Raw genomic sequence first — 21,921 nt, 5'->3', positions numbered from 1 at the left:
ATAGCGTAAAGTTCGTATCGTTGCATGCCAACTATTACCTTCTGTTGTTGCGAGGAGCGATATTTATTGGGTATTATTAAATATGAAGGAACAACAAAAAAATGGGGTTAAAATTTTATGAAAAATCCATATTTATATGGTTATTTACCGTTATTTACGATTTTACTTTTTAGTTTAACATTTGGTATTTATGCTGTTTCAGAATCGATGAACTTATTTCAAGCAATTGGTGTATATGCAGGCATGCGAGAGTTTTTATCGGATATGGAGCTAAAAGTATTTTTACTTATACTGTTTGCGCTCTGTTTTTTTATGCTTTTTTCAGCGCTCAAGCTCATAGGAGAAACGATTCATGAACTAGGGATGCTGTTTTTCTCGAAGGATCAAAATGGAGAAACGATGAGTGTGGCACGTGGAGGTTACGTCATTTTCTTTTTTGGGGCGTTACTATCAGCGGTGGGTATCCAGTCACTTGTTTTGTTAATTGGTATTTTTGTCGTAACAGTAGCCACTTATTTTGTGTACACAGTATATAAAATGAGTCATTTTATGAGCTTAATGGGACTGATTGGATTAATCTTTTTTGAAATTTTGTTTTGGACATTATTTAGTACAGTAATTGTATATATCGTAATCAAATTATACAATGGGGTAATTGCTAGTTTACCGTTTGTGTAGAGGGATGAAATGAGGTATTTATGACGTCATATAGACGTTATAAATGCTTTTTTTTTGAAAAGTGAAATTATTTAACAAAAAATATTGTATTTTTAGAAAATTAAGTATATTCTAGTGGAGGTTGGACCAATAGAGTTTACGTATGATGTGAACAGACATTTAAGTTTTAAATTTTACAATGTTCAATCTTTTTTTCGAGGAATTGGTTGGACCTGTTATGGTGGGGTGGAGAGAAAATGAGTTACATCGAACAATTAAAAGCGATTCTTCCAACTGATCAAGTCACAACGAATGAAGTCATGTTGGAACAACACAGTAAGGATGAATCGTATCACAAGCCACATTTACCGGATGTGGTAGTGTTTCCGAAGACAACAGAAGAAGTGAGCAAAGTATTACAGTTTGCCAATGAACACAAAATTCCAGTAGTACCATTTGGTCTCGGGACGAGCTTAGAAGGACATGTTATTCCATATAATGGTGGGATATCGCTTGATATGTCTTTAATGAATGAAGTATTGGAAATTCGCAACGATGACTTTTTAGTACGTGTTCAACCTGGGATTACACGAACACAGCTGAATAAACAATTAAAGAAATTTGGTTTATTTTTCTCTGTAGATCCAGGGGCAGATGCGACACTCGGAGGAATGGCTGCGACAAATGCAAGTGGTACAACCTCTGTTAAATATGGTATTATGCGTGATCAAGTACGCGATTTAGAAGTTGTACTAGCAGATGGACGCATTATTCGTACAGGCGGCTTAGCAGCAAAATCATCATCGGGTATTCATTTAAATGGCTTACTAGTTGGTTCAGAGGGGACATTAGGCGTTATTACAGAATTGATCTTACGTGTTTACGGAATTCCAGAAAAAATTATGGCGGCTCGTGCTACATTCCCAACAGTACAGCAAGCAGTGGATGCTGTCGTGGCCATTACAGCGGCTGGTATTCCGATGGCGCGTATGGAACTTGTAGATCAGCGCAGTATCCAATTAGTGAATGCTAATTCGGACGCTTCATTTGAAGAAGCACCAACATTGTTTTTAGAATTTCATGGTAATGAAGCGGGCCTAAATGCAGATATTGCATTTGCTCAAGAAATTTTGCAGGATATCGGCTGCCTAAATTTTGCCTTTGAACAAGACGAAAAAGCCCGCAATCATTTATGGGAATTACGTCATAATCTTGCCTATACGTATATTCACTCGTCACCTAGAAAGAAATTGATGACAACAGATGTCGTTGTACCAATCAACTCATTACCGGAAGCGATTGAAAATACACGTGCCAAAATTGATAGCATGCAAATGGAAGCAGGAATTGTTGGGCACGTAGGGGATGGCAATTACCATGTATTATTAATGATTGATTTATCCAGTGAAGAAGAGATTCAATTAGCAAAAGAGTTGAATGAACATATAGTAGAGTTTGCCTTATCTAAAGGGGGAACATGTACAGGTGAGCATGGTGTGGGTGTAGGTAAAGCTAAATACCAGTCGGCTGAACATGGCGTAGCTTATGGGTTGATGAAACAAATTAAACATACATTTGATCCAAATAATATTTTGAATCCAGGAAAAATCTTTATCGACTAAGGGGAGGAAGAAGATGAGAAAGTTTCTATTAGGGGTATTGTTGTTATGTATGACGGTAATTGTAGTAGCTTGTGGCGGAGAGGATAATACGACTGCTAGTGATAGTGGTGACGGAGAAACATTTGTATTACAAGCGGGACATTCATTAGCTGAAGATCATCCATTTGAGCTAGCGATGCAAGAACTAGCGAAAAATGTAGAAGAAAAATCTGATGGCCGTTTGAAAATTGAAACGTTCCCACTAAGCCAGCTTGGGGCGGAGCGGGAGTTAATTGAAGGCTTAACATTAGGCTCAGTTGATTTAGTCGTTTCCACATCTGGCCCAATTATTAACTTTGTATCAGATTTCGGTGTATTAGACTTACCATTTTTATTTAATAACCGTGATGCGGCTGTAAAAGTATTAGAAGGTGACATTGGAAATGAGTTATTTGCTCAATTAGAAGGCGTCGGAATTATCCCGCTTTCTTGGGGGGAAAATGGTTTCCGTCATATGACAAACAGTGTTCGTCCTATACAAACACCAGATGATCTAAAAGGATTGAAATTCCGTACGCAAGAAAATAAGGTGTTTATTTCAGCATTTGAAAAGTTAGGTGCGAGTGCATCACCAATGGCATGGACAGAAGCATTAACAGCATTGCAATCAGGTGTAGTAGATGGACAGGAAAATCCTATTTTAGTTATTGATAGCTACAAATTATATGATGCAAATCAAAAGTATATGACATTAACAAGTCATGCTTATTCTTCTGCTGTCTTTATGTTAAGTGAGTCTACATACAATAAGTTACCTGATGACTTACGTGAGATTTTAATGGAAGAAGGCAAAAAAATCGGGGCTTATGAGCGACAATTAGTAATTGACAATGAAACCGAGGCTTTAGCGCGCTTAAAAGAAAATGGCATGCAAATTATTGAAGAGGTAAATGTGGAAGAATTCCGAAGCAAAATTGAAGAGCTTTACAATGAAACATCAAATAAAGAGTTGCTAGATCGCATTTTAGAACAGCAACAATAAATTTTTATTCGTAATGGGCAAAACCACACCTTAAAAATACCAGATAAATGGTAAAAAATATTAAACTAAATCATACTTGTAGCCTCCGCGCTTTGCCACAGCCTACACAGGAGCTAAAACAGGCGTGGGCCTGGTTGGATCTCCTGTTCCTGCTCCTGACGCTTGCGCTTTCGTCGCAAAGAAAATCTTGGCTCCTGTGGCTATGGCGCGCTACGGCAAAAGTGAATACTTCTCGATATTCTAGAAAAAATTTTTTCTTTTTTAAAAGAAATTAATTTCTTTCTATTTACACATATCGTCGCCTAGCCCACTGTAATCTATGAGGTTATTTATTGTTTTTTATTGAACAATAGTTGCTTGTAGCGGAGGCACGAGGTGTAGCTGACGGCATGCGCCTTTCGCTACAGAGCAAAGCTTCCTACGGGAAAAGCGAGACAATCAAGACCCCGCATGAGCGACGAGGAGGCTTGATGCTCGCCCGTGGAAAGCGAGTGCCGTAGCGGAAAGCAATGGTTACTCAAATGGTAATATATATTTGCAGATTTGCTCATTGTAAATTTCTAGACAAAATTAGATAAAAACGAGGAGAATATCTTCTCGTTTTTATTTGTCTTTTTTAGTAGCAAAGGATGGAAGTGTGTTCAGTATTAAATGAGTATAAATCGAACAGGAGGGGTTGTGTAGTGAGAAAGTTAATAGATTGCATGAATGCTGTCGTACATATTTTTTTAGTTTTATTAATGGCGGAGCTAGTCATTACAGTATTTTGTCAAATTTTATTCCGCTTAGTATTAAATCAGCCTTTAGCATGGACAGAGGAATTGTCTCGTTATTCGTTAATTTGGATTACATTTTTAGGGGCAGCTTATGCACTATCTAAAAGAGCGCATATTGGCATGGAGTTACTTGTCGAAAGAGTAAAAGGGATGCTGAAAATTCTCGTAATTGTATTATCGGGGATTGTTTCCATGGTGTTTTTCTTTCTTATGATTAAAGAAGGAATCACCTTGTCCAATCAAGTTATGAATCAACCTTCGCCCGTCTTACAAATTCCAATGGGGCTCGTCTATGCAGTTATACCAATCAGTGGTGTTATTTTAATGGTGAACTTAGTAGATGTAACTATTCAACAAATTAAAGAGGAGGCGAAGTAATGGATATTTTATTATTTATCGTATTACTTGTATTATTCATTATAAATGTTCCGATTGCGGTAGCCTTATCGATGACGGCAGTTATTTTTTTTACGATGCAAGGAAATGTACCATTAGTAGCGATTTTGCAACGTATGTTTAACTCGGTGGATTCTTTTCCACTACTAGCGATTCCATTTTTTATTTTAGCGGGAAAATTGATGGAAAGTGGTGGTATTTCTAAACGCCTTGTTCATTTAGCTGAAGTGATGCTTGGTCGTGTGAAGGGCGGTCTTGCACTTGTATCGATCGTATCTTGTGCGTTTTTTGCAGCGTTATCTGGTTCAGCAGCTGCAACAACAGCGGCCGTGGGAGCGATTATGATTCCAGCAATGGTGAAAAAGGGCTATGATAAAAATTTCTCCACTGCGATTCAAGCTACTGGGGGGACAGTCGGTGTGATTATCCCACCGAGTGTGCCGCTTGTATTATTTGGTGTAACAGCAGGTGTATCCATTAGTGACCTGTTTATTGCCGGCATTATTCCGGGGATTTTTATTGTTATACTACTCATGATTTTAGTTTATATCATCTCTCTCATGAAAGGGTATGGTGGTGGAGAGAAGCATAGTGTGAAAGAATTATTGATTGCATTAAAGGAATCCGTTTTAGCTTTAATGATGCCAGTTATTATTTTAGGTGGGATTTATAGTGGATTCTTTACTGCAACAGAAGCGGCATTAGTAGCGGTAATATATGGGTTAATTGTCGGTGTATTCATTTATCGTGAAATTAAACTCAAAGATTTATTTGAAATCTTTTCATCCTCTATGTTAATGAGTGCAACCATTTTGTATATTATTGCGGGTGCTTCTATTTTTGCTTATTATTTAACGCGTGAACGCATTCCAATGGAAATTACGGAAGCACTTCTAAGTTTAACAGATAACTGGATTATTGCTTTATTAATAATTAACGCCATCTTACTTGTGGTAGGGACTTTCATGGAAACGGCTGCAGCAATTCTTATTTTAACACCGATATTGGCACCGGTCGCTTCAGCGTTAGGCATGGACCTTGTGCATTTTGGGATTATCATGATTGTGAACTTAGCGATAGGTTATATTACCCCACCAGTCGGTTTAAATTTATTTGTCGCTAATAAAATTGCTGGAACAAAATTTGAAGGGGTTATGAAAGCGATTATACCGTTTGTTTGTATCATGATTATTGGCGTACTTATTATTTCATTTATTCCGCAATTAAGCTTATTCTTAGTAAAATAGTATTATTTTGTAAGGGTGTGACAAGTTGGTTCTAGAAATGAAGCCAAATCAAAAGGTTTATCAAGTCATTTTCAATAAAATAAAAGATTCCATTATGCAAGGTGAGCTTTTACCTGGTGAGAAGTTACCATCTGAGAGAGAGCTAGCAAATCGGTATAATGTGAGCCGTACATCGATTCGAGAGGCATTACGGGTGTTAGAGATGAGTGGCGTTGTGGAGATTAGGCATGGGGACGGTACGTTTATAAAAGCATCCAATGTCAATGCGGTCGTGGAAAGTTTATCAAATGTCATTGTTAATACAGAAGATACAATGATTTATGAAATGTTAGAAACAAGACTTGTATTGGAGTCGGAGTGTGCTTATTTTGCTGCGTTACGAGCGACGAGTCGAGATATTGAAAAAATTGGGCGATGTATTGAAGAGATGCGTGTGGCAGATAAAGATACAGAACGCGGTGTACTAGCGGATTTACAATTTCATTATAGTATTGCAGAAGCAGCGCATAATTCCGTTTTGTTAGGGTTAGTTCAAACACTTGGTGGACATATGAAAAAGACCATTCAAGCAACGCGCAATCACCGTTTTGCACGTGATGGGCTATACGAAGAAACATTTAATGAGCATAGAGATTTGTTTTTAGCGATTAGTCGTAGGGATGCTCATGGTGCTAAACAATTAATGATTCAACACATAACAAAAATTCGTCAAGAAATGTCAGAAGTTGCTTTAGAAAATTATCATCAACAACAAGAGTAAAGAAAGGGTGGAGAAAAACGATGATGTTTTTCCCCACCTTTTTTAAAAGAATAAGAAAGTATAAACTTTTTCAAATGGAAAGGGTGTCTAGGCATTCGCGCCCAAATTTTTTTTGCTACGAAAGCGTAAGCGGGCGCGCTTGCACTTTTCTTAGTCCATAATAGCATTGAACATTTTAAAGTGAATTTTATCATTTTCAAGCGACTGCATATTACGTGGTTCATCGTAGCCGATCCAAATGGCGGTTGTATAATTTTCCGTCAGTCCAGCTAACCAAAAGTCTTTGAAATCATTTGTTGTACCTGTTTTGGCGCCTATATACGAAGTATTAGTATATAGCCCTTTACCAGTTCCTTTATAGACGACATCTGTTAATAGGCTACGCATATGACGTACGGTTTTAGCAGACCAAATAGTATCGCGTTCTTTCGGCCATTCATATAAAATATTTCCGTCTAAATCTGTCACTTTCCGAATAGCATGTGCTTGACTATAGCTTCCATCTATAAAACTCGTATAAGCGTCAGCCATTTCAAGAGAGGTCACCCCGTAAGTTAAACCACCTAGCGCGGCAGCATAGTTACGGTCTTCATCGACAATGGAACGGAAGTGAAAGCGGTCAATATAGCTAAATGCTGGCTCAAGACCGACTTGCTTTAATAATCGAAGCGCGCTTGTATTGTAACTCCAACTAAATGCGGTCGAAAGGGATACATGACCATAAACGCCACCACCATAGTTTTGTGGACAAAAGCTGCCTACACAGTAATGCCCTCCGCTAATGGTAGAAGATGGTGTGTAGCTCAATAGTTCAATCGCAGGTGCATAATCGATTAATGGCTTAAAGGCAGATCCTGGTTGACGCGGTGTTTGGTAGGCACGATGTAAATTGTGCTTTTCATAATTGCGTCCAGCGAAAATGCTAATAATCTCTCGCGTTTCATTGTCAATCACGGTGGCACTTGCTTCCATATCATATGGGGATAAAATGTGATTCATTGCTTGTTCATCGGCTGCCTGTTTTTCTGGCTGTAATGCTGTATGAATGATAATGCCGTTTACAAACATGTCATCAATGATAGTATCGAGTTGTGATGAAATGAGCTGACGATCTTCTGCTGTTTTTGCCTTCGCCAGTTGTTCTTCTAATCCTTCATGATGTGCGACGAGCCAGCGTAATTCTTGTAATACGTATGTGCTATAGGCGGGGTACTGTTGAATTTTCTGTTTTACTTGTAATTCGATTGGCTGCGCTTTGAAGTTTTCGGCTTCACTAGTCGAGAGAATCGCATGTTTGGCTAATGTATCAAGTAATCGTTCTTGTCGTTCTTTCGTCTTATCAAAATTCTCTAGTGGATCATACAGACTTGGGTTATTTGGAATGGCTGCAATAAAGGAAATTTCCGCTATTGTTAGTTTAGCTAGTGGGCGCCCAAAATAATAAGTGGCTGCACTTGCCATACCGTAAACTTGATTACCGAAATACATTTCATTTAAATACATTTCTAAAATTTCATCTTTACTGTACATCTGTTCTAGCTCGTAAGCATAAAACAATTCCATTAGCTTACGTTCATATGTTTTTTCTTCCGATAAATAGCGCATACGGACGAGCTGTTGCGTAATGGTACTGGCCCCTTGTTGAATCGATTGTTCCACTGAATTCGCCATAACAGCACGGGCAATCGCCGTTACATCAAAGCCAATATGATTAAAGAACTCCGTATCCTCACTATAAACGAAAATATCTTTTACAATTTGCGGAAATTCTTCAAACGTAAGTGGTTCACGCCACTCTACGTATTCCTCGTTAAAAATGTGGTCATTGCTATCTAATAATGTAACGGGCAGTTGTGCCTGTACTTGTGGCAAGTGAATGGATGCCTCCATTTTCTCCTCATGTGTTTTAGCAATCACGATTTCCTTCCATACTTCACTTCCGAAGAGTAGTAGTAGTGGAATGGAACAAAGTATAAGGAAATAACCAAAAATTTGTTTCATATTCCTTCCTCCAACGGTTTACCTATATGAAAATATAACATATATTAACTATTCGTTATATGTGATTTTTAAGTAAGTTATTTACACATTCCTTCATTATTTTCGGAATGAAGGGCGCTACAGACAAGCGGGGATCGTTTAAAGCAATAAGCGCGGCATAATCATTGTAACAGAAGGTGTTACAATCAAATTGTGCCTTCTATCTTGCACTGATTTCTATACCTTCTATCTGTTTTGAAATATTTTTTAGGTTTACTACTAAAATTAGCTGTTTGCAAATTAGGGTAGGATGCTTGTTGATTGAAGTGTAGGCTGGCGACTCCTTGGGGATTAGCGTTCTAGATGAGACCCTGGACTGAGCGTAGCGAGGGAAGCGGCTCATCGAACGCCCCCAGGAAAGCGTCCAGCCGGAACGGAAATCAACCACAAGTTATGGTGAAGAGTCTATTTTTGTGCAATTTATTTCGTAGGACGAAGGAAGTGGTTTTTTAATCGGAAAAATTGTGAAGGTATGGTAAACTTAATCGAGGTATGCAACACCTATATTTATTTAAAGGAGAGACAAGCATGTTTCCACAATTATCAAAAGAACTAAATGCTGGCGAAGTACTAGTAGAAATGAAAACAACAATGGGGGATATTAAAATTAAACTATTCCCACAACATGCACCAAAAACGGTTGAAAACTTTTTAGGTCATGCAAAATCAGGTTACTATAACGGTATTATTTTCCACCGTGTCATTCCAAAATTCATGATTCAAGGCGGTGACCCAACTGGTACAGGTATGGGTGGTGAATCTATCTGGGGTGGTACATTTGAAGATGAATGTGTACCTGAGTTATTAAATATTCGCGGTGCCTTATCAATGGCCAACGCGGGTCCTGGCACAAATGGTTCTCAATTCTTTATCGTACAAGCGCCTCAAGTAGAAGTGTCAATGTTAAAACAAATGGAAGTACGTGGCTGGTCTAAAGAAGAGGTAGATGTATACAAGAAAAACGGTGGTACACCTTGGTTAGATGGTAAACATACAGTATTTGGTCAAGTAATCGAAGGTATGGACGTTGTTGACAATATTACGAACGTTGACCGTGATATGCACGATAAACCAAAAGAAGATGTTAAAATTGAATCGATCACTGTTTTTGAATAATAACGAAAGAAGTGTGAGATGATGGATCAATTCATCCTCAACTGGGGTTTCCTATATTTCCCGGAAGATAAGTCCACTTATCTTCCAGCTGCCATTGAAATGATGTTGCTATTTGTAGTCGTGTTTTTAATATTTAAATGGCTACGTAAAAATTCAGCAAAACAAGCGGCAGAAGCAAAAAAGCTTGAAGAACGTGCGTTAGAAGAGCGTGATAAGCGCATAAAACAGGAAAAAGAAAAAGAAACAAAAAAAGAAACAAAAAAAGAAAAAGTAAATAACTAGAAAAAAGCTTCCAAAGCACACACTTTGGAAGCTTTTTTATTTGAGGGTCTTACTTTTGAAGTGCCTTTTTAAATCGCTCTACACCGTCTTGGATTGTTTCAAACGGAGCAGCGACATTCATACGTAAGAAACCGCGACCTGCTTCACTATATTTTGTTCCTGGATCTAGCGCCAGTTTACCAATTGTTAGAAGTCGATGCATCATATCTTTTTCTTCGATACCTATCTCTCGATAATCAATCCAAATGAGATAGGTTGCCTGTGGTTTTTGAATGCGAATGCCTGGAATGTTCGTTAGTTCTTGAATAACGTAATCCATATTGTTCGCTAAATAAGTGCGTAATTCATCTAGCCAAGCATCACCTTCCGTATAGGCTGCTTCTATTGCTGTTGAAACGAACGCATTTAATTCGAAAAGACCATGTGCGACACCGTACTGCTCCAGTGTGTGTTTTAATTGCATATTAGATGAAACCGTCATCGCTGCTTGAATCCCTGCGATATTAAATGTTTTCGTAGGTGCAATACATGTAATAATGTTCGCTTCATTTGCTCGTGCGACCGTGAGTAATGGAATATGCTTGTTGTCATCAATGAGCAAATCCGCATGAATTTCGTCAGATAAAATGAACACATCATGTTGAATCGCGAGTTCCACAATTTTTTCAAGGTCTTGCTGTGACCATGTCATACCGCCTGGATTATGTGGGTTACATAAAATATACATTTTTGCTTCTTTAAAGGCCGCTTCTAACGTCTCAAAATTAAAGCGATATGTGCCGTTTTCTTCATGTAAATCACACATGATTAAATCGCGTTTTTGGTTTTTCGGTACGTTAAAGAATGGTGGGTAAATGGGTGTGGAGACAACAATTTTATCATTCGGCTCTGTAAAGGCACTGACGATATTGGCAATTGCTGGTACGACACCGCTATGGAAAAGCATTAAATTTGGATCAATTGTCCAATTATGACGACGCTCAAACCAAGAGACAATGGCATTTTTACAATGATCATCGACAAGTGAATAACCGAAAATAGGGTGTTCTAGTCTTTTATGTAAAGCGTCTATTACAGCTTGAGGGGGAGCAAAATCCATATCAGCTACCCACATCGCTAATAGTTCGGAAGTATCGTCCATATTATAAACCTTCTCCATTTTGTCCCACTTTAGCGAACGTGTATTTCTACGTGGATAAACTTGATTAAAAACTGACATACTATCACTCTTTTCTTTTTGTTAGTCTTACATATATGTTATCATACGAAATAGTAGAAAGAGTAGTCAGGGGAGTTATTGTGGAAAATATAGAAATGAATAAAAAGGCAGTTTGGATGCTTCTGCATTGGGACCCTTTTAAAATAGGTAAAGATGGTTATGATACAGAGACAGCGGATGTGGTAGCAGCATTACAGGGAATAGATAATCCGAGCGATTTAGCGAAGGTGATTCAAAATGTTTATGAACATTCATTTGAACAGTGGATTCCGTTTGAAGAATGTGTAGAAATGGCTCGTAAACTAATTGCGGTCAAATTCGAAGCGAAATGCATCATTTAGAAAGATACGATTTTAATAAGGGCGTATTTTTGATGCGATTCATATGAACAGATACTTGGTGATTTAGGGGGTGTCTCGAAAGTTTTTACTTTCGGGACACCCCCTTCACTTCTTAATAAATAGCTACTAAGAAACATTGCTCCTGTGGTGGGCGTATCAAAATGCCAACATTCCCTTTATAAGCCGTCCATTAAGTTAGAAGCAGGTATTTCTAAGACATTTGATAACTTTAAAATTGTTTGTACCGAAGGCGTTAACTCACCGTTCTCGTACATGGCTAATTTTTCAACCCCAACTTGCGTTTTTTTAGATAAATCTTCTAACGACCAATTGCGTTCTTCGCGTAGCTGTTTTAATAAATCATGTAATTTCATCGTCATAAAGCGAGCACATCCTTTCGATTTCAGTTTGTTATAGTTATTATAATACGAGCTGATTTATAAATAGCTTTCACATTTTGTCTAAAAATTGAAAATTAAAAGTCGTCTTCATAAAATGATATGAAGACGACTTTTAACTTATGCGAATGCCTGACGAACCAATATGACGATGATTGCAATTGGTGCAATATAACGAACGATTAGTAGCCACGCTTTAAAAAGGAATGGGGAAGATTGGAATTCTTCCTGTGAGATTTTCTTTGAGTAATGGAAGCCAGCAAATAGTGAGATAAGCAATGCACCAATCGGCATCATAATACTATTTGTTACATAATCAGCAAAGTCAAAGAAGTTTTTACCCATAATGGTAAAGTCACTCATAATACCATATGATAAGGCACTTGGAATTCCGACAATAAAAATAATTGTGGCGAAAAGCCATGAAGCACGTTTGCGCGCCTGTGTTTTCTTGCCCACACCAATTGATACAACAACCTCTAATAGTGCAATAGATGAAGTAATTGTTGCAAATAACAGTAAAATGAAGAAGATAATTAAAAATAAACCGCCCATCGGCAATTGTTCAAATACAGCAGGAATCATAATAAATACAAGTCCAGGTCCTTGCTCAGGCGAATAACCAAGTGCGAAAACAGCTGGGAAAATAACAAGTCCAGCTAAAATCGAAATCGCAATATTCATAATCGCTACATTACGTGCAGAGCTCACAATGTTTTCTGTACGTGGTAAATAGGAAGCATACGTAATCATTGCGGATACACCGACACTTAGAGAGAAAAATGCTTGGCCAAGTGCAAGTAACAATGTTTTCGCATTTAAGTATGACCAATCTGGTACAAACATAAATTTAATACCTTCCATTGCACCGTCTAATGTAATCGAGCGAATGAACAATAGAATAAAGAAGATAAACAGTAAAGGCATCATCCATTTACTTGCTACTTCAATACCACCTTTAATACCGGCTTGTACAATTAATAGTGTCAACAACATAAACGCGCCTTGTGCCATTAATACTTCTACTGGGTTTGAAATAATCTCACCAAATAAGGCAGCGAAATCTAAACCTTGCCCTGTTAAACTCATCGAAATCGCACGGAATAAATAACTTAAAATCCAGCCACCTACAACACTGTAGAACGATAAAATTAAACCACACGCTACTAGACCTAACCAACCAATCATATACCAAGGTTTACTTGGTGCTTGCGCTTTAAATGAATTAATCGGATCAAGTTGACCGCGTCGACCAATCATGAACTCTGCAATTAAAATGGGAAGACCAATAAATACAGTACATAAAATGAAAAGAAAGATAAAAACACTTCCCCCATTTGTACCAGCCATATACGGGAATTTCCAAATCGCTCCGAGACCGATTGCACTACCAGCAGCTGCTAATATAAATCCAATCTTAGAGGCGAATTGATCTCTAGATGACAAACATAAAACCTCCTTAAAAATCAAAAACAGTATTCATTCTATCGTACTTTATAATGAAAACAAAGTCATTTTTCGAAAAAATTTAAAAATTTTTTAGAATATTTCGTAGTGTGTAAAAAATTATTGTAAAAAAGTAAAAAAAGAGAACATGTAGGTACGTGTAGGACATTCTTTGTGAGGAATGTTTTGATATGTTATAATTTAACATGACGATTTCGTAGATAAAGTATAGAGAAAGTAGGAACAAAGCTATGGCAAAAAAATATGAAGTAGGTGAAGTGTTAACTGGTAAAGTAACCGGAATCCAACCGTACGGTGCATTTGTTGCGTTAGATGAAACTACGCAGGGACTTGTTCATATCTCAGAAATTACGTATGGGTTTGTAAAGGATGTACATGATTATTTAAACGTTGGGGATGAAATTACTGTAAAAGTACTTGAAGTAGATGATGATGCCAAGAAAATAAGTTTATCCATTCGAATGCTACATGAAGCGCCACAACAAAGAAAGCGTGAACAAGTACCACGTAGATCGCTTCAAGACCGTGTAGATGAGGCTGATGCAAATGGATTCCAGTTATTAAAAAGTAAATTACAAGATTGGATTAGTCAATCAGGTGAATGATGTCAAAGAATGTGCTTATCATAAAGGATTAGCACATTCTTTTTAGTAGATAAGAAAGTGTGGAATTTAAGGAAATCCACATAAGTAAGAACATCATCTCGACCTATTTTGGTCGAGATGTGTCTTTCTAATTTTAACGATTAGTCAAGCATACATCTATAAAAGACGTTAGTAGTATGACGTATTGTGAACGGGGTTATTTTTTTATGTGTCATGCTACATAAGCGATAATGTCGTTAAAGGAGCGATGAGCAATGATTCCATATAAGCATGAACCATTTACTGATTTTTCAATGGAGACTAATCGTGCGGCGTATGCAAAGGGGCTCGATCTAGTTGAAGGATATTTAGGGAAGGAATATCCACTGATTATTGGCGGGGAACGTATTCTAACACAAGAAAAAATTAGGTCGTATAATCCGGCGAAAAAAACGGAAGTAGTGGGGATTGTTTCGAAGGCGACAACAGCATATGCAGAACAGGCGATGCAAGTAGCAGAAGAAACGTTCAAAACGTGGAAAAAAGTAAATCCGAATGTTCGCGCTGATATTTTATTTAAGGCAGCTGCCATTATTCGTCGCCGGAAATTTGAGTTTTCGGCACTATTAACGAAAGAAGCAGGAAAGCCATGGCATGAAGCGGATGCAGATACAGCAGAGGCGATTGATTTTTTAGAATATTACGGTCGACAGATGTTACGTCTGAAAGAAGGGCAAACCGTTGAAAGTCGACCTGGTGAGTTTAATCGTTATGATTATATCCCGTTAGGTGTGGGCATTATTATTTCACCATGGAATTTTCCGTTAGCGATTATGGCAGGTACAACAGCAGCTGCCATTGTAACAGGGAATACAGTGCTATTGAAACCGGCATCGACTACTCCAGTCATTGCTTATAAGTTTGCAGAGGTTTTAGAAGAAGCAGGACTGCCACCTGGGGTATTGAATTTTGTGCCAGGAAGTGGTGCAGAAGTAGGCGATTATTTAATTGATCATCCGAAAACACGTTTTATTAGCTTTACAGGTTCTCGTGATATAGGGCTTCGCATTAATGAACGGGCAGCTAAACCGGCACCAGGGCAAATTTGGATCAAGCGTGTGATTGCTGAGATGGGTGGTAAAGATACCATTATCGTTGATAGTGATGCAGATTTAGAATTAGCTGCACAATCGATTGTAAAGTCTGCGTTTGGTTTTTCAGGCCAGAAATGTTCTGCATGTTCACGTGTTGTTATTGTAGGAAATGTCTATAATAAGGTGATAGAACGTGTCGTTGATTTAACAAAAGAGCTTAAAATAGGTGACCCTGTTAATCCAGAACACTTTATGGCAAGTGTGATTGATGAAAAGGCGTTTCAAAAAATTACCGAGTATATTGAAATTGGTAAAACGGAAGGGAAGCTCCTAGTAGGTGGCGGTAGTGATGATTCAGTAGGATACTTTATTGAACCAACTGTGTTCGTCGATGTCGATCCAACTGCGCGGATTATGAAGGAAGAAATTTTTGGTCCTGTAGTAGCCATTACACAGGCAAACGATTTTACAGAGGCGATTGCGATTGCGAATGACACGGAGTATGGCTTAACAGGTGCAGTTATTTCGAATAATCGGATGCATATCGAGCAAGCCCGTGAGGATTTTCATGTTGGGAATTTATATTTTAATCGAGGGTGTACAGGTGCTATTGTAGGATATCAACCGTTTGGCGGTTTTAATATGTCTGGTACGGATTCAAAAGCAGGTGGTCCCGATTACTTACAACTTCATATGCAAGCCAAAACAACGTCGGAAATGCTTTAAAATTCTTTGAAATGTAATGAATTTTGTATGATAGGATGAAAAAACATAGATCGAAAGTCATGTGTAGTGGTTTTTTTATTAGGATAAAATGTAAGTAAAACATGACAAAATAAATAATTTATAAAAAGTGTTCAAAATGTGACAAAATAGTAGCCAAATCTTGTATCAAGTATGTTACAATGTTGGCGATAATCAAATCACTATTAAATTTTAAAGAGGCGAAACTAATGGCTGAAAATTTAAACCTATTTACTTCAACACAGGATGTTATTAAAGATGCGCTAGGCAAGTTAGGGTACGACGAAGGGATGTATGAATTATTAAAAGAACCACTTCGTTTATTAACAGTTCGTATTCCTGTAAAAATGGACGACGGTACAACAAAAGTGTTCACTGGTTACCGTGCACAACACTCTGATGCTGTAGGACCAACAAAAGGTGGCGTACGCTTCCATCCAATGGTGAGCGAAGAAGAAGTAAAAGCACTTTCTATGTGGATGACGTTAAAATGCGGTATCGTAGATCTTCCATATGGTGGTGGTAAGGGTGGTATTATTTGTGACCCACGCCAAATGTCAATGGGTGAACTAGAACGTTTAAGTCGCGGATATGTGCGCGCAGTGAGCCAAATCGTCGGACCAACGAAAGATATCCCGGCTCCAGACGTATTTACAAATGCACAAATTATGGCATGGATGATGGATGAGTATAGTCGTATGGACGAATTTAACTCACCAGGTTTTATCACAGGCAAACCAATTGTACTAGGTGGTTCGCAAGGTCGTGACCGTGCAACAGCAGAAGGGGTAACAATTGTTATTCAAGAGGCGGCAAAAAAACGCGGTATCGAGATTCAAGGAGCGCGTGTCGTAATTCAAGGCTTCGGTAACGCGGGTAGCTTCTTAGCGAAATTTATGAGTGATTTAGGGGCGAAAGTAATCGGTATTTCAGATGCTTACGGTGCACTACATGATCCAAACGGCTTAGATATTGACTATTTACTTGATCGTCGCGATTCGTTTGGTACAGTGACAACGTTATTTGAAAATACAATTTCAAACAAAGAGCTTTTAGAGCTTGATTGTGATATTTTAGTGCCAGCTGCTATTGAAAACCAAATTACTGCAGAAAATGCACATAATATTAAAGCGAACATCGTGGTTGAGGCAGCGAATGGTCCAACAACAGCAGAAGCTACAAAAATTTTAACAGAGCGTGACATTCTGTTAGTGCCGGACGTATTGGCGTCAGCTGGTGGTGTAACAGTATCTTACTTTGAATGGGTACAAAACAACCAAGGCTACTACTGGACAGAAGAAGAAGTGCGTGAAAAATTATATCGTAAAATGGTAGATGCATTCGAAAACGTCTACACAACAGCAACAAATCGTAACATTAACATGCGCTTAGCGGCATATATGGTTGGTGTGCGTCGTACAGCAGAAGCATCTCGCTTCCGTGGATGGGTTTAATTATTATATAATAGAGAAGAGTTAACTCGAATGCCATCGGGTTAACTCTTTTTTTACCTTAACGAGTAGTTAGAGAAACGTTTGTAATCATCGTATGTTGTTGTTTATGTATTTTGTTGAATCGATTCATTCAAGAGAAATAAATCAAAAATGCTTAATTTTAGTTGAAAAATAAAAGAAAAATGTACAGTAGTGATAATGCAGCTACCACTTCGAAGTACATATACGCATAATCGATAGTTCTTATGTTAATATGGAAAATGAACATGTATATGGAAGGAGAGAAAAAATGAACACATTTTCGTTTTGGAATCCGGTGAAATTACACTTTGGCAAAGGGAGTATTGAACAATTAACAAAAGAAGTCGCATCTTATGAAAAAATACTTGTTGTATATGGCGGTGGCAGCATTAAGAAAAATGGGGTTTATGAGGATGTCATGAACGCTTTAACGGGTAAGCAAGTATTTGAATTATCAGGTGTTGAGCCAAACCCGCGTGTGTCAACTGCTAGAAAAGGTGTTGCCATATGTAAGGAGCAAGAAATCGATTTCGTATTAGCTGTCGGTGGTGGCTCAGTAATCGACTGTGCTAAGTTAATTGTAGCTGGGGCGAAGTCTGATGCGGATGCATGGGATATCGTGATTCGAAAGGCCCCTGCAAATGAGGCATTACCACTTGGCACTGTGTTAACACTTGCGGCAACAGGCTCAGAGATGAACTCAGGTTCTGTTATTACAAATTTGGAGACAAAAGAGAAGTTTGGTTGGGGGAGTCCGGCGGTATTCCCGAAATTCTCTATTTTAGATCCAACCTATACTTTTACAGTGCCGAAAGATCAACTCGTCAATGGTGTAGTAGATACGATGTCGCACATCTTTGAGCAATACTTTAACAATGCAACAAATACGCCGCTCACAGATGAAATGAGTGAAGGGATTTTACGTACAATTATCGATGTCACACCCAAAGCGTTAGCGGAGCCGGACAATTATGAGCATCGTGAAACATTAATGTTATCAAGTACGTTTGGTTTAAATAATTTCCTTTCAATGGGCTCGCGCGGTGATTGGGCAACACATAATATTGAACATGCTATTTCTGCATACTATGATATTCCGCATGCAGGGGGACTGGCGATCCTTTTCCCACACTGGATGCGTCATAATCTGCATGTAAATCCAGCGCGATTTGCAAGGCTTGCTGAAAAAGTATTTGGGGTGGAGCGTGGCCATCTCAAAGATGAGGAAATGGCACTTGAAGGGATTAATCGTTTAAGTGCGTTTTGGAAGTCCATTGGTGCACCAAGTAGCCTAGCGGATTATCATATTGATGATCGTGATTTCGAAGGGATTATTGCGCATACAGTATTAAATGGTCCGTTTGGGAACTTCAATAAATTAAATAGTGAAGATGTACGCGCTATACTTGTCGCGTCTTTATAGAAAAAAGCTCGGCGTTTTATGTAAGACGCCGAGCTTTGTTTTATAGGGTGGGTTTATGCTTCCACTGTGTAATACCATCTTCTTCGTCAAAAGAGAGTGTTACCTTTGTTACTCCTTTTTGTGCGAGAATCAGTTCGACTAAATGGTCACGTACATCGTCTAAGTAATCCAGTGATAAACTTTTATCTGTCTCAGCCACAACCTCGACATGTAAAAATTCGCCCTCTTTAATGACTTCAATACGCGGGATATCGGATACATGGCGATCTTCCATCACAAGATTTCCGATATGAATCATCATTTCTTCATCTGTTTCGCCAATAGCGCCCCTTGCATTATCTAAGAACACACGGCCGACTACGTAGAACATCATTATACCTATAATGATGGAAACTAGTCCCTCTAGACGATAAAAGCCTGTGAAATAAGCGATCACGATGGCAACAAAGGCAAGAACATTGCCGCTTGTTGCCACTAAATCTTCCATCCATACAAGCTTTGTGGCAGGTTTTGCGCGATTTAAATATCGTGCAGATTGAGGGATGGCCATCATTCCAACTTTTTCTACTCCGACTTCATGCAGTACTTCTTTAGCGGCTTTATGCAATACGAAGCCTTCCAAAATAATTCCGATTGAAAGCACCCCTAAAGCGATGAATATTCCGTGTGATTCAGTGGCTGGGTGCATAAAGTGATGCCAGCCTTCTTTAATTGTTTCATATGAAAGAATAGCAACAATTAATACAGCTCCTAAGCAAACGAGATTGACTACTCGGCCGTAGCCGTTTGGAAACTTTGGTGTTGGTGCTTTCTTCGATAATGCAGAGCCGATATAAACAAAAAATTGGTTTGCTGCATCACCAAGTGAGTGCATCATTTCTGCGAACATAGCTACATTTCCGGTAAAGAAAAATGCTACTCCTTTAATGATCCCTAAAAATGTGTTGACGAATGCTGCGGCAAGTGAAGGTTTATTGCCGTTTTTTAACAACGAAAATAGTTCTCCCATACTGAGCCTCCATTAAGCTAAAAATTCAATTTCTACTGTTTCGATATACTCAAGTATGTGCAGTGTATTGTAAATCCACAGTGTGTCTTTCGAAATAAGTGTTGACAGTCGTATATTTACCTCGTGTAAACGGTTGTTATGCCCATCAACTGAATCACGAATGCCTACATGTTCAATTGTCATATTATGTGCTTTCATTTGTTCTAATAATGCTGGTAATTGATTAATGTCCTTAATAACAACCTTTAATGCCACTTCCCGCATACGTAATCGCCTTGGACCTATTTTAATAAGAAATGGTGCAATTACTTCAATTCCGATGACAACAATAACGACAGTAACAAATGCTTGAAAATAAAATCCTGCACCAACTGCGATACCAATCCCTGCGGCACCCCAAATCATCGCAGCGGTCGTTAAGCCCGTAATACTATCATTCCCTTTTCGTAAAATGACACCTGCGCCTAAAAATCCAATGCCACTCACGACTTGAGCAGCTAGACGTAGTGGATCCATTGTGATATTAATATCATCTCTTGCAGGTGTAGTATATGCTGTTTCGATTGAGATAATCGTTAATAAGCAACTAAAGGTAGCGATAACTAAGCTTGTTTTTAATCCGACTGGTTTCTTTTTTAGTTCTCTTTCAATTCCGATAATTAAACTTAAAGTTCCCGCGATCGTTAATTTTATTAAAATTTCTAGCGAAAGCGTATCATTTAATAAGAAATGCATTGGTGATCATCCTCTCTGTTATTTCGTGTTGCGAATCAATATACTTTATGTACAATAAGGTATAAGGTAGGTGTGGCATAAATGCTTAATAAAACAACGAAATCAATGAAACCGTATTTGGCGATTATAATAGGCGTTATTTCAGTTTCGTTGTCAGCAATCTTTGTAAAATTGGCGAGTGCAGAATCAGGGGTGATTGCTTTTTATCGTATGTTGTTTTCGGTTCTAATTATGAGTCCATTATTCTTTATAAAATATCGTCATGAGTTGAAGCTACTAGATAAAAGGGAGTGGCTGTTTTCTTCCGTTGCAGGCATTTTTTTAGCGTTCCATTTTATCCTCTGGTTTGAATCATTGAATTACACTTCTGTGGCAAGTTCTACAGTATTAGTGACGCTACAACCGCTATTTGCATTTGTCGGGACATATATCTTTTTTAAAGAAAGAGCATCTTTTCAATCTATTGTAGCAGTTAGCGTAGCACTTTTTGGAAGTTTATTAATTGGCTGGGGAGATTTTCGGGTCAGTGGCACTGCGCTTTATGGAGATATATTAGCGCTAATAGCCTGTGCATTAATTACAGGGTATTTACTATTTGGACAAGCTGTTCGTAATCGATTATCTTTGATGACCTATACAATGGTTGTTTATAGTGTAAGTACGCTATGTCTTTTCGTTTATGTATTATGCATGGGACAATCATTCGGACCTTATGAAAAGACAGATTGGTTTTGGTTTGTTATGTTGGCCATTGTACCAAACTTACTAGGGCATACGTTATTTAATTGGTCATTGAAATGGGTGAGTACAAATACGATATCCATAGCAATCTTATTTGAGCCAGTAGGTGCTGCAATTTTAGCTTTCTTTATTTTTAGCGAAAAACTAATGGTTTCTCAAGTTGTTGGAGGTATTATTATAATCGTTGGTATAGCAATGGTTGTAACAGATATAAAAAAAGTGAAAAGTTTTTTTAAAAAAAGTGTTGCATAGGTCGGAAATATATTATATATTATTACTTGTCCTTAACGAGACGCCAACACAAAAAATTTAAGAGTGAATAAAAGATGTTGACAATAACTTAAGGATAAGTTATTCTATAAAAGTCGCTGCAGTTGAGCGGTGACGAAATGAACTTTGAAAACTGAACAAGCAAAACGTTAACAATAAATGTTTCTGAATAAGAAACAAAATTTTGGACATCAAACATGATGCCAGCAAATTTGAGCTTACTCAAATTCTTTTATGGAGAGTTTGATCCTGGCTCAGGACGAACGCTGGCGGCGTGCCTAATACATGCAAGTCGAGCGGACTTTCATTTGATGCTTGCATCAGCTGAAAGTTAGCGGCGGACGGGTGAGTAACACGTGGGCAACCTGCCCTGTAGTTTGGGATAACTCCGGGAAACCGGGGCTAATACCGAATGATACTTTTTAACTCATGTTAGAAAGTTGAAAGATGGTTCTGCTATCGCTACAGGATGGGCCCGCGGCGCATTAGCTAGTTGGTGAGGTA

Annotated in this window: 20 protein-coding genes and 1 rRNA gene; 15 read left to right on the top strand and 6 right to left on the bottom strand. The window is 38.2% G+C overall.

The window, feature by feature from the left end:
• The first annotated feature begins 117 nt into the window (after positions 1-117).
• The 6 genes from AC3II9_RS03050 (at position 118) to AC3II9_RS03025 (ending at position 6,479) form a co-directional block, all read left to right on the top strand.
• Positions 118-678, top strand: a complete 561-nt coding sequence (locus AC3II9_RS03050; protein ID WP_489153020.1) for a YufK family protein — start codon at positions 118-120, stop codon at positions 676-678.
• A 236-nt stretch (positions 679-914) separates the two neighbouring features.
• Positions 915-2,279 (top strand): FAD-binding oxidoreductase, encoded by a 1,365-nt coding sequence (locus AC3II9_RS03045; protein WP_489153018.1) that lies wholly within the window; start codon positions 915-917, stop codon positions 2,277-2,279.
• A gap of 13 nt (positions 2,280-2,292) precedes the next feature.
• Positions 2,293-3,300 (top strand): TRAP transporter substrate-binding protein, encoded by a 1,008-nt coding sequence (locus AC3II9_RS03040; protein WP_489153016.1) that lies wholly within the window; start codon positions 2,293-2,295, stop codon positions 3,298-3,300.
• 683 nt (positions 3,301-3,983) lie between these two features.
• Positions 3,984-4,454 carry a TRAP transporter small permease gene (locus AC3II9_RS03035; protein ID WP_489153015.1) on the top strand — a complete coding sequence of 157 codons (471 nt, stop codon included), beginning with the start codon at positions 3,984-3,986 and terminating at the stop codon, positions 4,452-4,454.
• On the top strand, positions 4,454-5,719 hold the full coding sequence (locus AC3II9_RS03030) for a TRAP transporter large permease (RefSeq protein WP_489153013.1): 1,266 nt from the start codon (positions 4,454-4,456) through the stop codon (positions 5,717-5,719). Before AC3II9_RS03035 ends, AC3II9_RS03030 begins: the two co-directional genes overlap by 1 nt.
• A gap of 37 nt (positions 5,720-5,756) precedes the next feature.
• Positions 5,757-6,479 carry a FadR/GntR family transcriptional regulator gene (locus tag AC3II9_RS03025; RefSeq protein ID WP_489153011.1) on the top strand — a complete coding sequence of 241 codons (723 nt, stop codon included), beginning with the start codon at positions 5,757-5,759 and terminating at the stop codon, positions 6,477-6,479.
• Between the two features lie 150 nt (positions 6,480-6,629).
• Here the strand turns inward: AC3II9_RS03025 and AC3II9_RS03020 are convergent, their stop codons facing one another.
• Entirely contained in the window at positions 6,630-8,480 is a 1,851-nt protein-coding gene (locus AC3II9_RS03020) for a transglycosylase domain-containing protein (RefSeq protein ID WP_489153009.1), read from the bottom strand.
• A 567-nt stretch (positions 8,481-9,047) separates the two neighbouring features.
• On the opposite strand from AC3II9_RS03020, the gene AC3II9_RS03015 reads away from it, so the two are divergent.
• Together AC3II9_RS03015 and AC3II9_RS03010 are read left to right on the top strand one after the other, a co-directional pair.
• Positions 9,048-9,635 (top strand): peptidylprolyl isomerase, encoded by a 588-nt coding sequence (locus AC3II9_RS03015; protein WP_489153007.1) that lies wholly within the window; start codon positions 9,048-9,050, stop codon positions 9,633-9,635.
• Positions 9,636-9,656: 21 nt separating this feature from the next.
• The gene (locus AC3II9_RS03010) at positions 9,657-9,917 is read left to right on the top strand and encodes a hypothetical protein (protein ID WP_489153005.1); all 261 of its coding nucleotides are present in this window, start codon (positions 9,657-9,659) and stop codon (positions 9,915-9,917) included.
• A 49-nt stretch (positions 9,918-9,966) separates the two neighbouring features.
• Here AC3II9_RS03010 and AC3II9_RS03005 read toward each other — a convergent pair whose 3' ends face one another.
• On the bottom strand, positions 9,967-11,136 hold the full coding sequence (locus tag AC3II9_RS03005; RefSeq protein WP_489153004.1) for a MalY/PatB family protein: 1,170 nt from the start codon (positions 11,134-11,136) through the stop codon (positions 9,967-9,969).
• 80 nt (positions 11,137-11,216) lie between these two features.
• Between AC3II9_RS03005 and AC3II9_RS03000 the strand changes: the two genes are divergently transcribed.
• Positions 11,217-11,477: a DUF1871 family protein gene (locus tag AC3II9_RS03000; protein ID WP_391373141.1), complete on the top strand. Its 261-nt coding sequence runs from the start codon at positions 11,217-11,219 to the stop codon at positions 11,475-11,477.
• Positions 11,478-11,653: 176 nt separating this feature from the next.
• Here the strand turns inward: AC3II9_RS03000 and AC3II9_RS02995 are convergent, their stop codons facing one another.
• Complete coding sequence (locus tag AC3II9_RS02995) at positions 11,654-11,857, bottom strand: helix-turn-helix domain-containing protein (RefSeq protein ID WP_489153002.1); 204 nt, start codon at positions 11,855-11,857, stop codon at positions 11,654-11,656.
• 138 nt (positions 11,858-11,995) lie between these two features.
• Entirely contained in the window at positions 11,996-13,321 is a 1,326-nt protein-coding gene (locus AC3II9_RS02990; RefSeq protein WP_489153000.1) for a sodium-dependent transporter, read from the bottom strand.
• 251 nt (positions 13,322-13,572) lie between these two features.
• Here AC3II9_RS02990 and yugI point away from each other — a divergent pair, with 251 nt between their 5' ends.
• From yugI to AC3II9_RS02970, 4 genes are all read left to right on the top strand, one after another.
• Complete coding sequence (gene yugI / locus AC3II9_RS02985) at positions 13,573-13,947, top strand: S1 domain-containing post-transcriptional regulator GSP13 (RefSeq protein WP_489152998.1); 375 nt, start codon at positions 13,573-13,575, stop codon at positions 13,945-13,947.
• A gap of 254 nt (positions 13,948-14,201) precedes the next feature.
• Positions 14,202-15,746: an L-glutamate gamma-semialdehyde dehydrogenase gene (pruA, locus tag AC3II9_RS02980; RefSeq protein WP_489152996.1), complete on the top strand. Its 1,545-nt coding sequence runs from the start codon at positions 14,202-14,204 to the stop codon at positions 15,744-15,746.
• Positions 15,747-15,973: 227 nt separating this feature from the next.
• On the top strand, positions 15,974-17,218 hold the full coding sequence (locus AC3II9_RS02975; protein ID WP_489152994.1) for a Glu/Leu/Phe/Val family dehydrogenase: 1,245 nt from the start codon (positions 15,974-15,976) through the stop codon (positions 17,216-17,218).
• 289 nt (positions 17,219-17,507) lie between these two features.
• Complete coding sequence (locus tag AC3II9_RS02970) at positions 17,508-18,662, top strand: iron-containing alcohol dehydrogenase (RefSeq protein WP_489152992.1); 1,155 nt, start codon at positions 17,508-17,510, stop codon at positions 18,660-18,662.
• Between the two features lie 40 nt (positions 18,663-18,702).
• On the opposite strand, the gene AC3II9_RS02965 is transcribed toward AC3II9_RS02970, so the two are convergent.
• Together AC3II9_RS02965 and AC3II9_RS02960 are read right to left on the bottom strand one after the other, a co-directional pair.
• The gene (locus tag AC3II9_RS02965; RefSeq protein ID WP_489152990.1) at positions 18,703-19,671 is read right to left on the bottom strand and encodes a cation diffusion facilitator family transporter; all 969 of its coding nucleotides are present in this window, start codon (positions 19,669-19,671) and stop codon (positions 18,703-18,705) included.
• Positions 19,672-19,683: 12 nt separating this feature from the next.
• Positions 19,684-20,406, bottom strand: a complete 723-nt coding sequence (locus tag AC3II9_RS02960) for an MgtC/SapB family protein (RefSeq protein WP_489152988.1) — start codon at positions 20,404-20,406, stop codon at positions 19,684-19,686.
• 81 nt (positions 20,407-20,487) lie between these two features.
• On the opposite strand from AC3II9_RS02960, the gene AC3II9_RS02955 reads away from it, so the two are divergent.
• Together AC3II9_RS02955 and AC3II9_RS02950 are read left to right on the top strand one after the other, a co-directional pair.
• Positions 20,488-21,399: a DMT family transporter gene (locus AC3II9_RS02955; RefSeq protein ID WP_489152986.1), complete on the top strand. Its 912-nt coding sequence runs from the start codon at positions 20,488-20,490 to the stop codon at positions 21,397-21,399.
• Between the two features lie 249 nt (positions 21,400-21,648).
• Positions 21,649-21,921: ribosomal RNA gene (locus tag AC3II9_RS02950) — 16S ribosomal RNA — on the top strand; the annotation flags it as partial.

The organism is Lysinibacillus sp. RU7 (assembly GCF_057837305.1).
The sequence above is the reverse complement of the archived record's forward strand: the minus strand, read 5'-3'. Positions and strand labels throughout refer to the sequence as shown.

What these genes read in the sequence shown, in the direction of transcription:
- AC3II9_RS03010 (WP_489153005.1), top strand. Translation starts at nt 9,657, where the DNA reads ATGGATCAATTCATCCTCAACTGGGGTTTCCTATATTTCCCGGAAGAT.
- AC3II9_RS03025 (WP_489153011.1), top strand. Translation starts at nt 5,757, where the DNA reads ATGAAGCCAAATCAAAAGGTTTATCAAGTCATTTTCAATAAAATAAAA.
- yugI (WP_489152998.1), top strand. Translation starts at nt 13,573, where the DNA reads ATGGCAAAAAAATATGAAGTAGGTGAAGTGTTAACTGGTAAAGTAACC.
- AC3II9_RS03015 (WP_489153007.1), top strand. Translation starts at nt 9,048, where the DNA reads ATGTTTCCACAATTATCAAAAGAACTAAATGCTGGCGAAGTACTAGTA.
- AC3II9_RS02995 (WP_489153002.1), bottom strand. Translation starts at nt 11,857, where the DNA reads ATGACGATGAAATTACATGATTTATTAAAACAGCTACGCGAAGAACGC.
- AC3II9_RS03040 (WP_489153016.1), top strand. Translation starts at nt 2,293, where the DNA reads ATGAGAAAGTTTCTATTAGGGGTATTGTTGTTATGTATGACGGTAATT.
- AC3II9_RS03020 (WP_489153009.1), bottom strand. Translation starts at nt 8,480, where the DNA reads ATGAAACAAATTTTTGGTTATTTCCTTATACTTTGTTCCATTCCACTA.
- AC3II9_RS03045 (WP_489153018.1), top strand. Translation starts at nt 915, where the DNA reads ATGAGTTACATCGAACAATTAAAAGCGATTCTTCCAACTGATCAAGTC.
- AC3II9_RS02975 (WP_489152994.1), top strand. Translation starts at nt 15,974, where the DNA reads ATGGCTGAAAATTTAAACCTATTTACTTCAACACAGGATGTTATTAAA.
- AC3II9_RS03030 (WP_489153013.1), top strand. Translation starts at nt 4,454, where the DNA reads ATGGATATTTTATTATTTATCGTATTACTTGTATTATTCATTATAAAT.
- AC3II9_RS02965 (WP_489152990.1), bottom strand. Translation starts at nt 19,671, where the DNA reads ATGGGAGAACTATTTTCGTTGTTAAAAAACGGCAATAAACCTTCACTT.
- AC3II9_RS03050 (WP_489153020.1), top strand. Translation starts at nt 118, where the DNA reads ATGAAAAATCCATATTTATATGGTTATTTACCGTTATTTACGATTTTA.
- AC3II9_RS03005 (WP_489153004.1), bottom strand. Translation starts at nt 11,136, where the DNA reads ATGTCAGTTTTTAATCAAGTTTATCCACGTAGAAATACACGTTCGCTA.
- AC3II9_RS02955 (WP_489152986.1), top strand. Translation starts at nt 20,488, where the DNA reads ATGCTTAATAAAACAACGAAATCAATGAAACCGTATTTGGCGATTATA.
- AC3II9_RS02970 (WP_489152992.1), top strand. Translation starts at nt 17,508, where the DNA reads ATGAACACATTTTCGTTTTGGAATCCGGTGAAATTACACTTTGGCAAA.
- AC3II9_RS02960 (WP_489152988.1), bottom strand. Translation starts at nt 20,406, where the DNA reads ATGCATTTCTTATTAAATGATACGCTTTCGCTAGAAATTTTAATAAAA.
- pruA (WP_489152996.1), top strand. Translation starts at nt 14,202, where the DNA reads ATGATTCCATATAAGCATGAACCATTTACTGATTTTTCAATGGAGACT.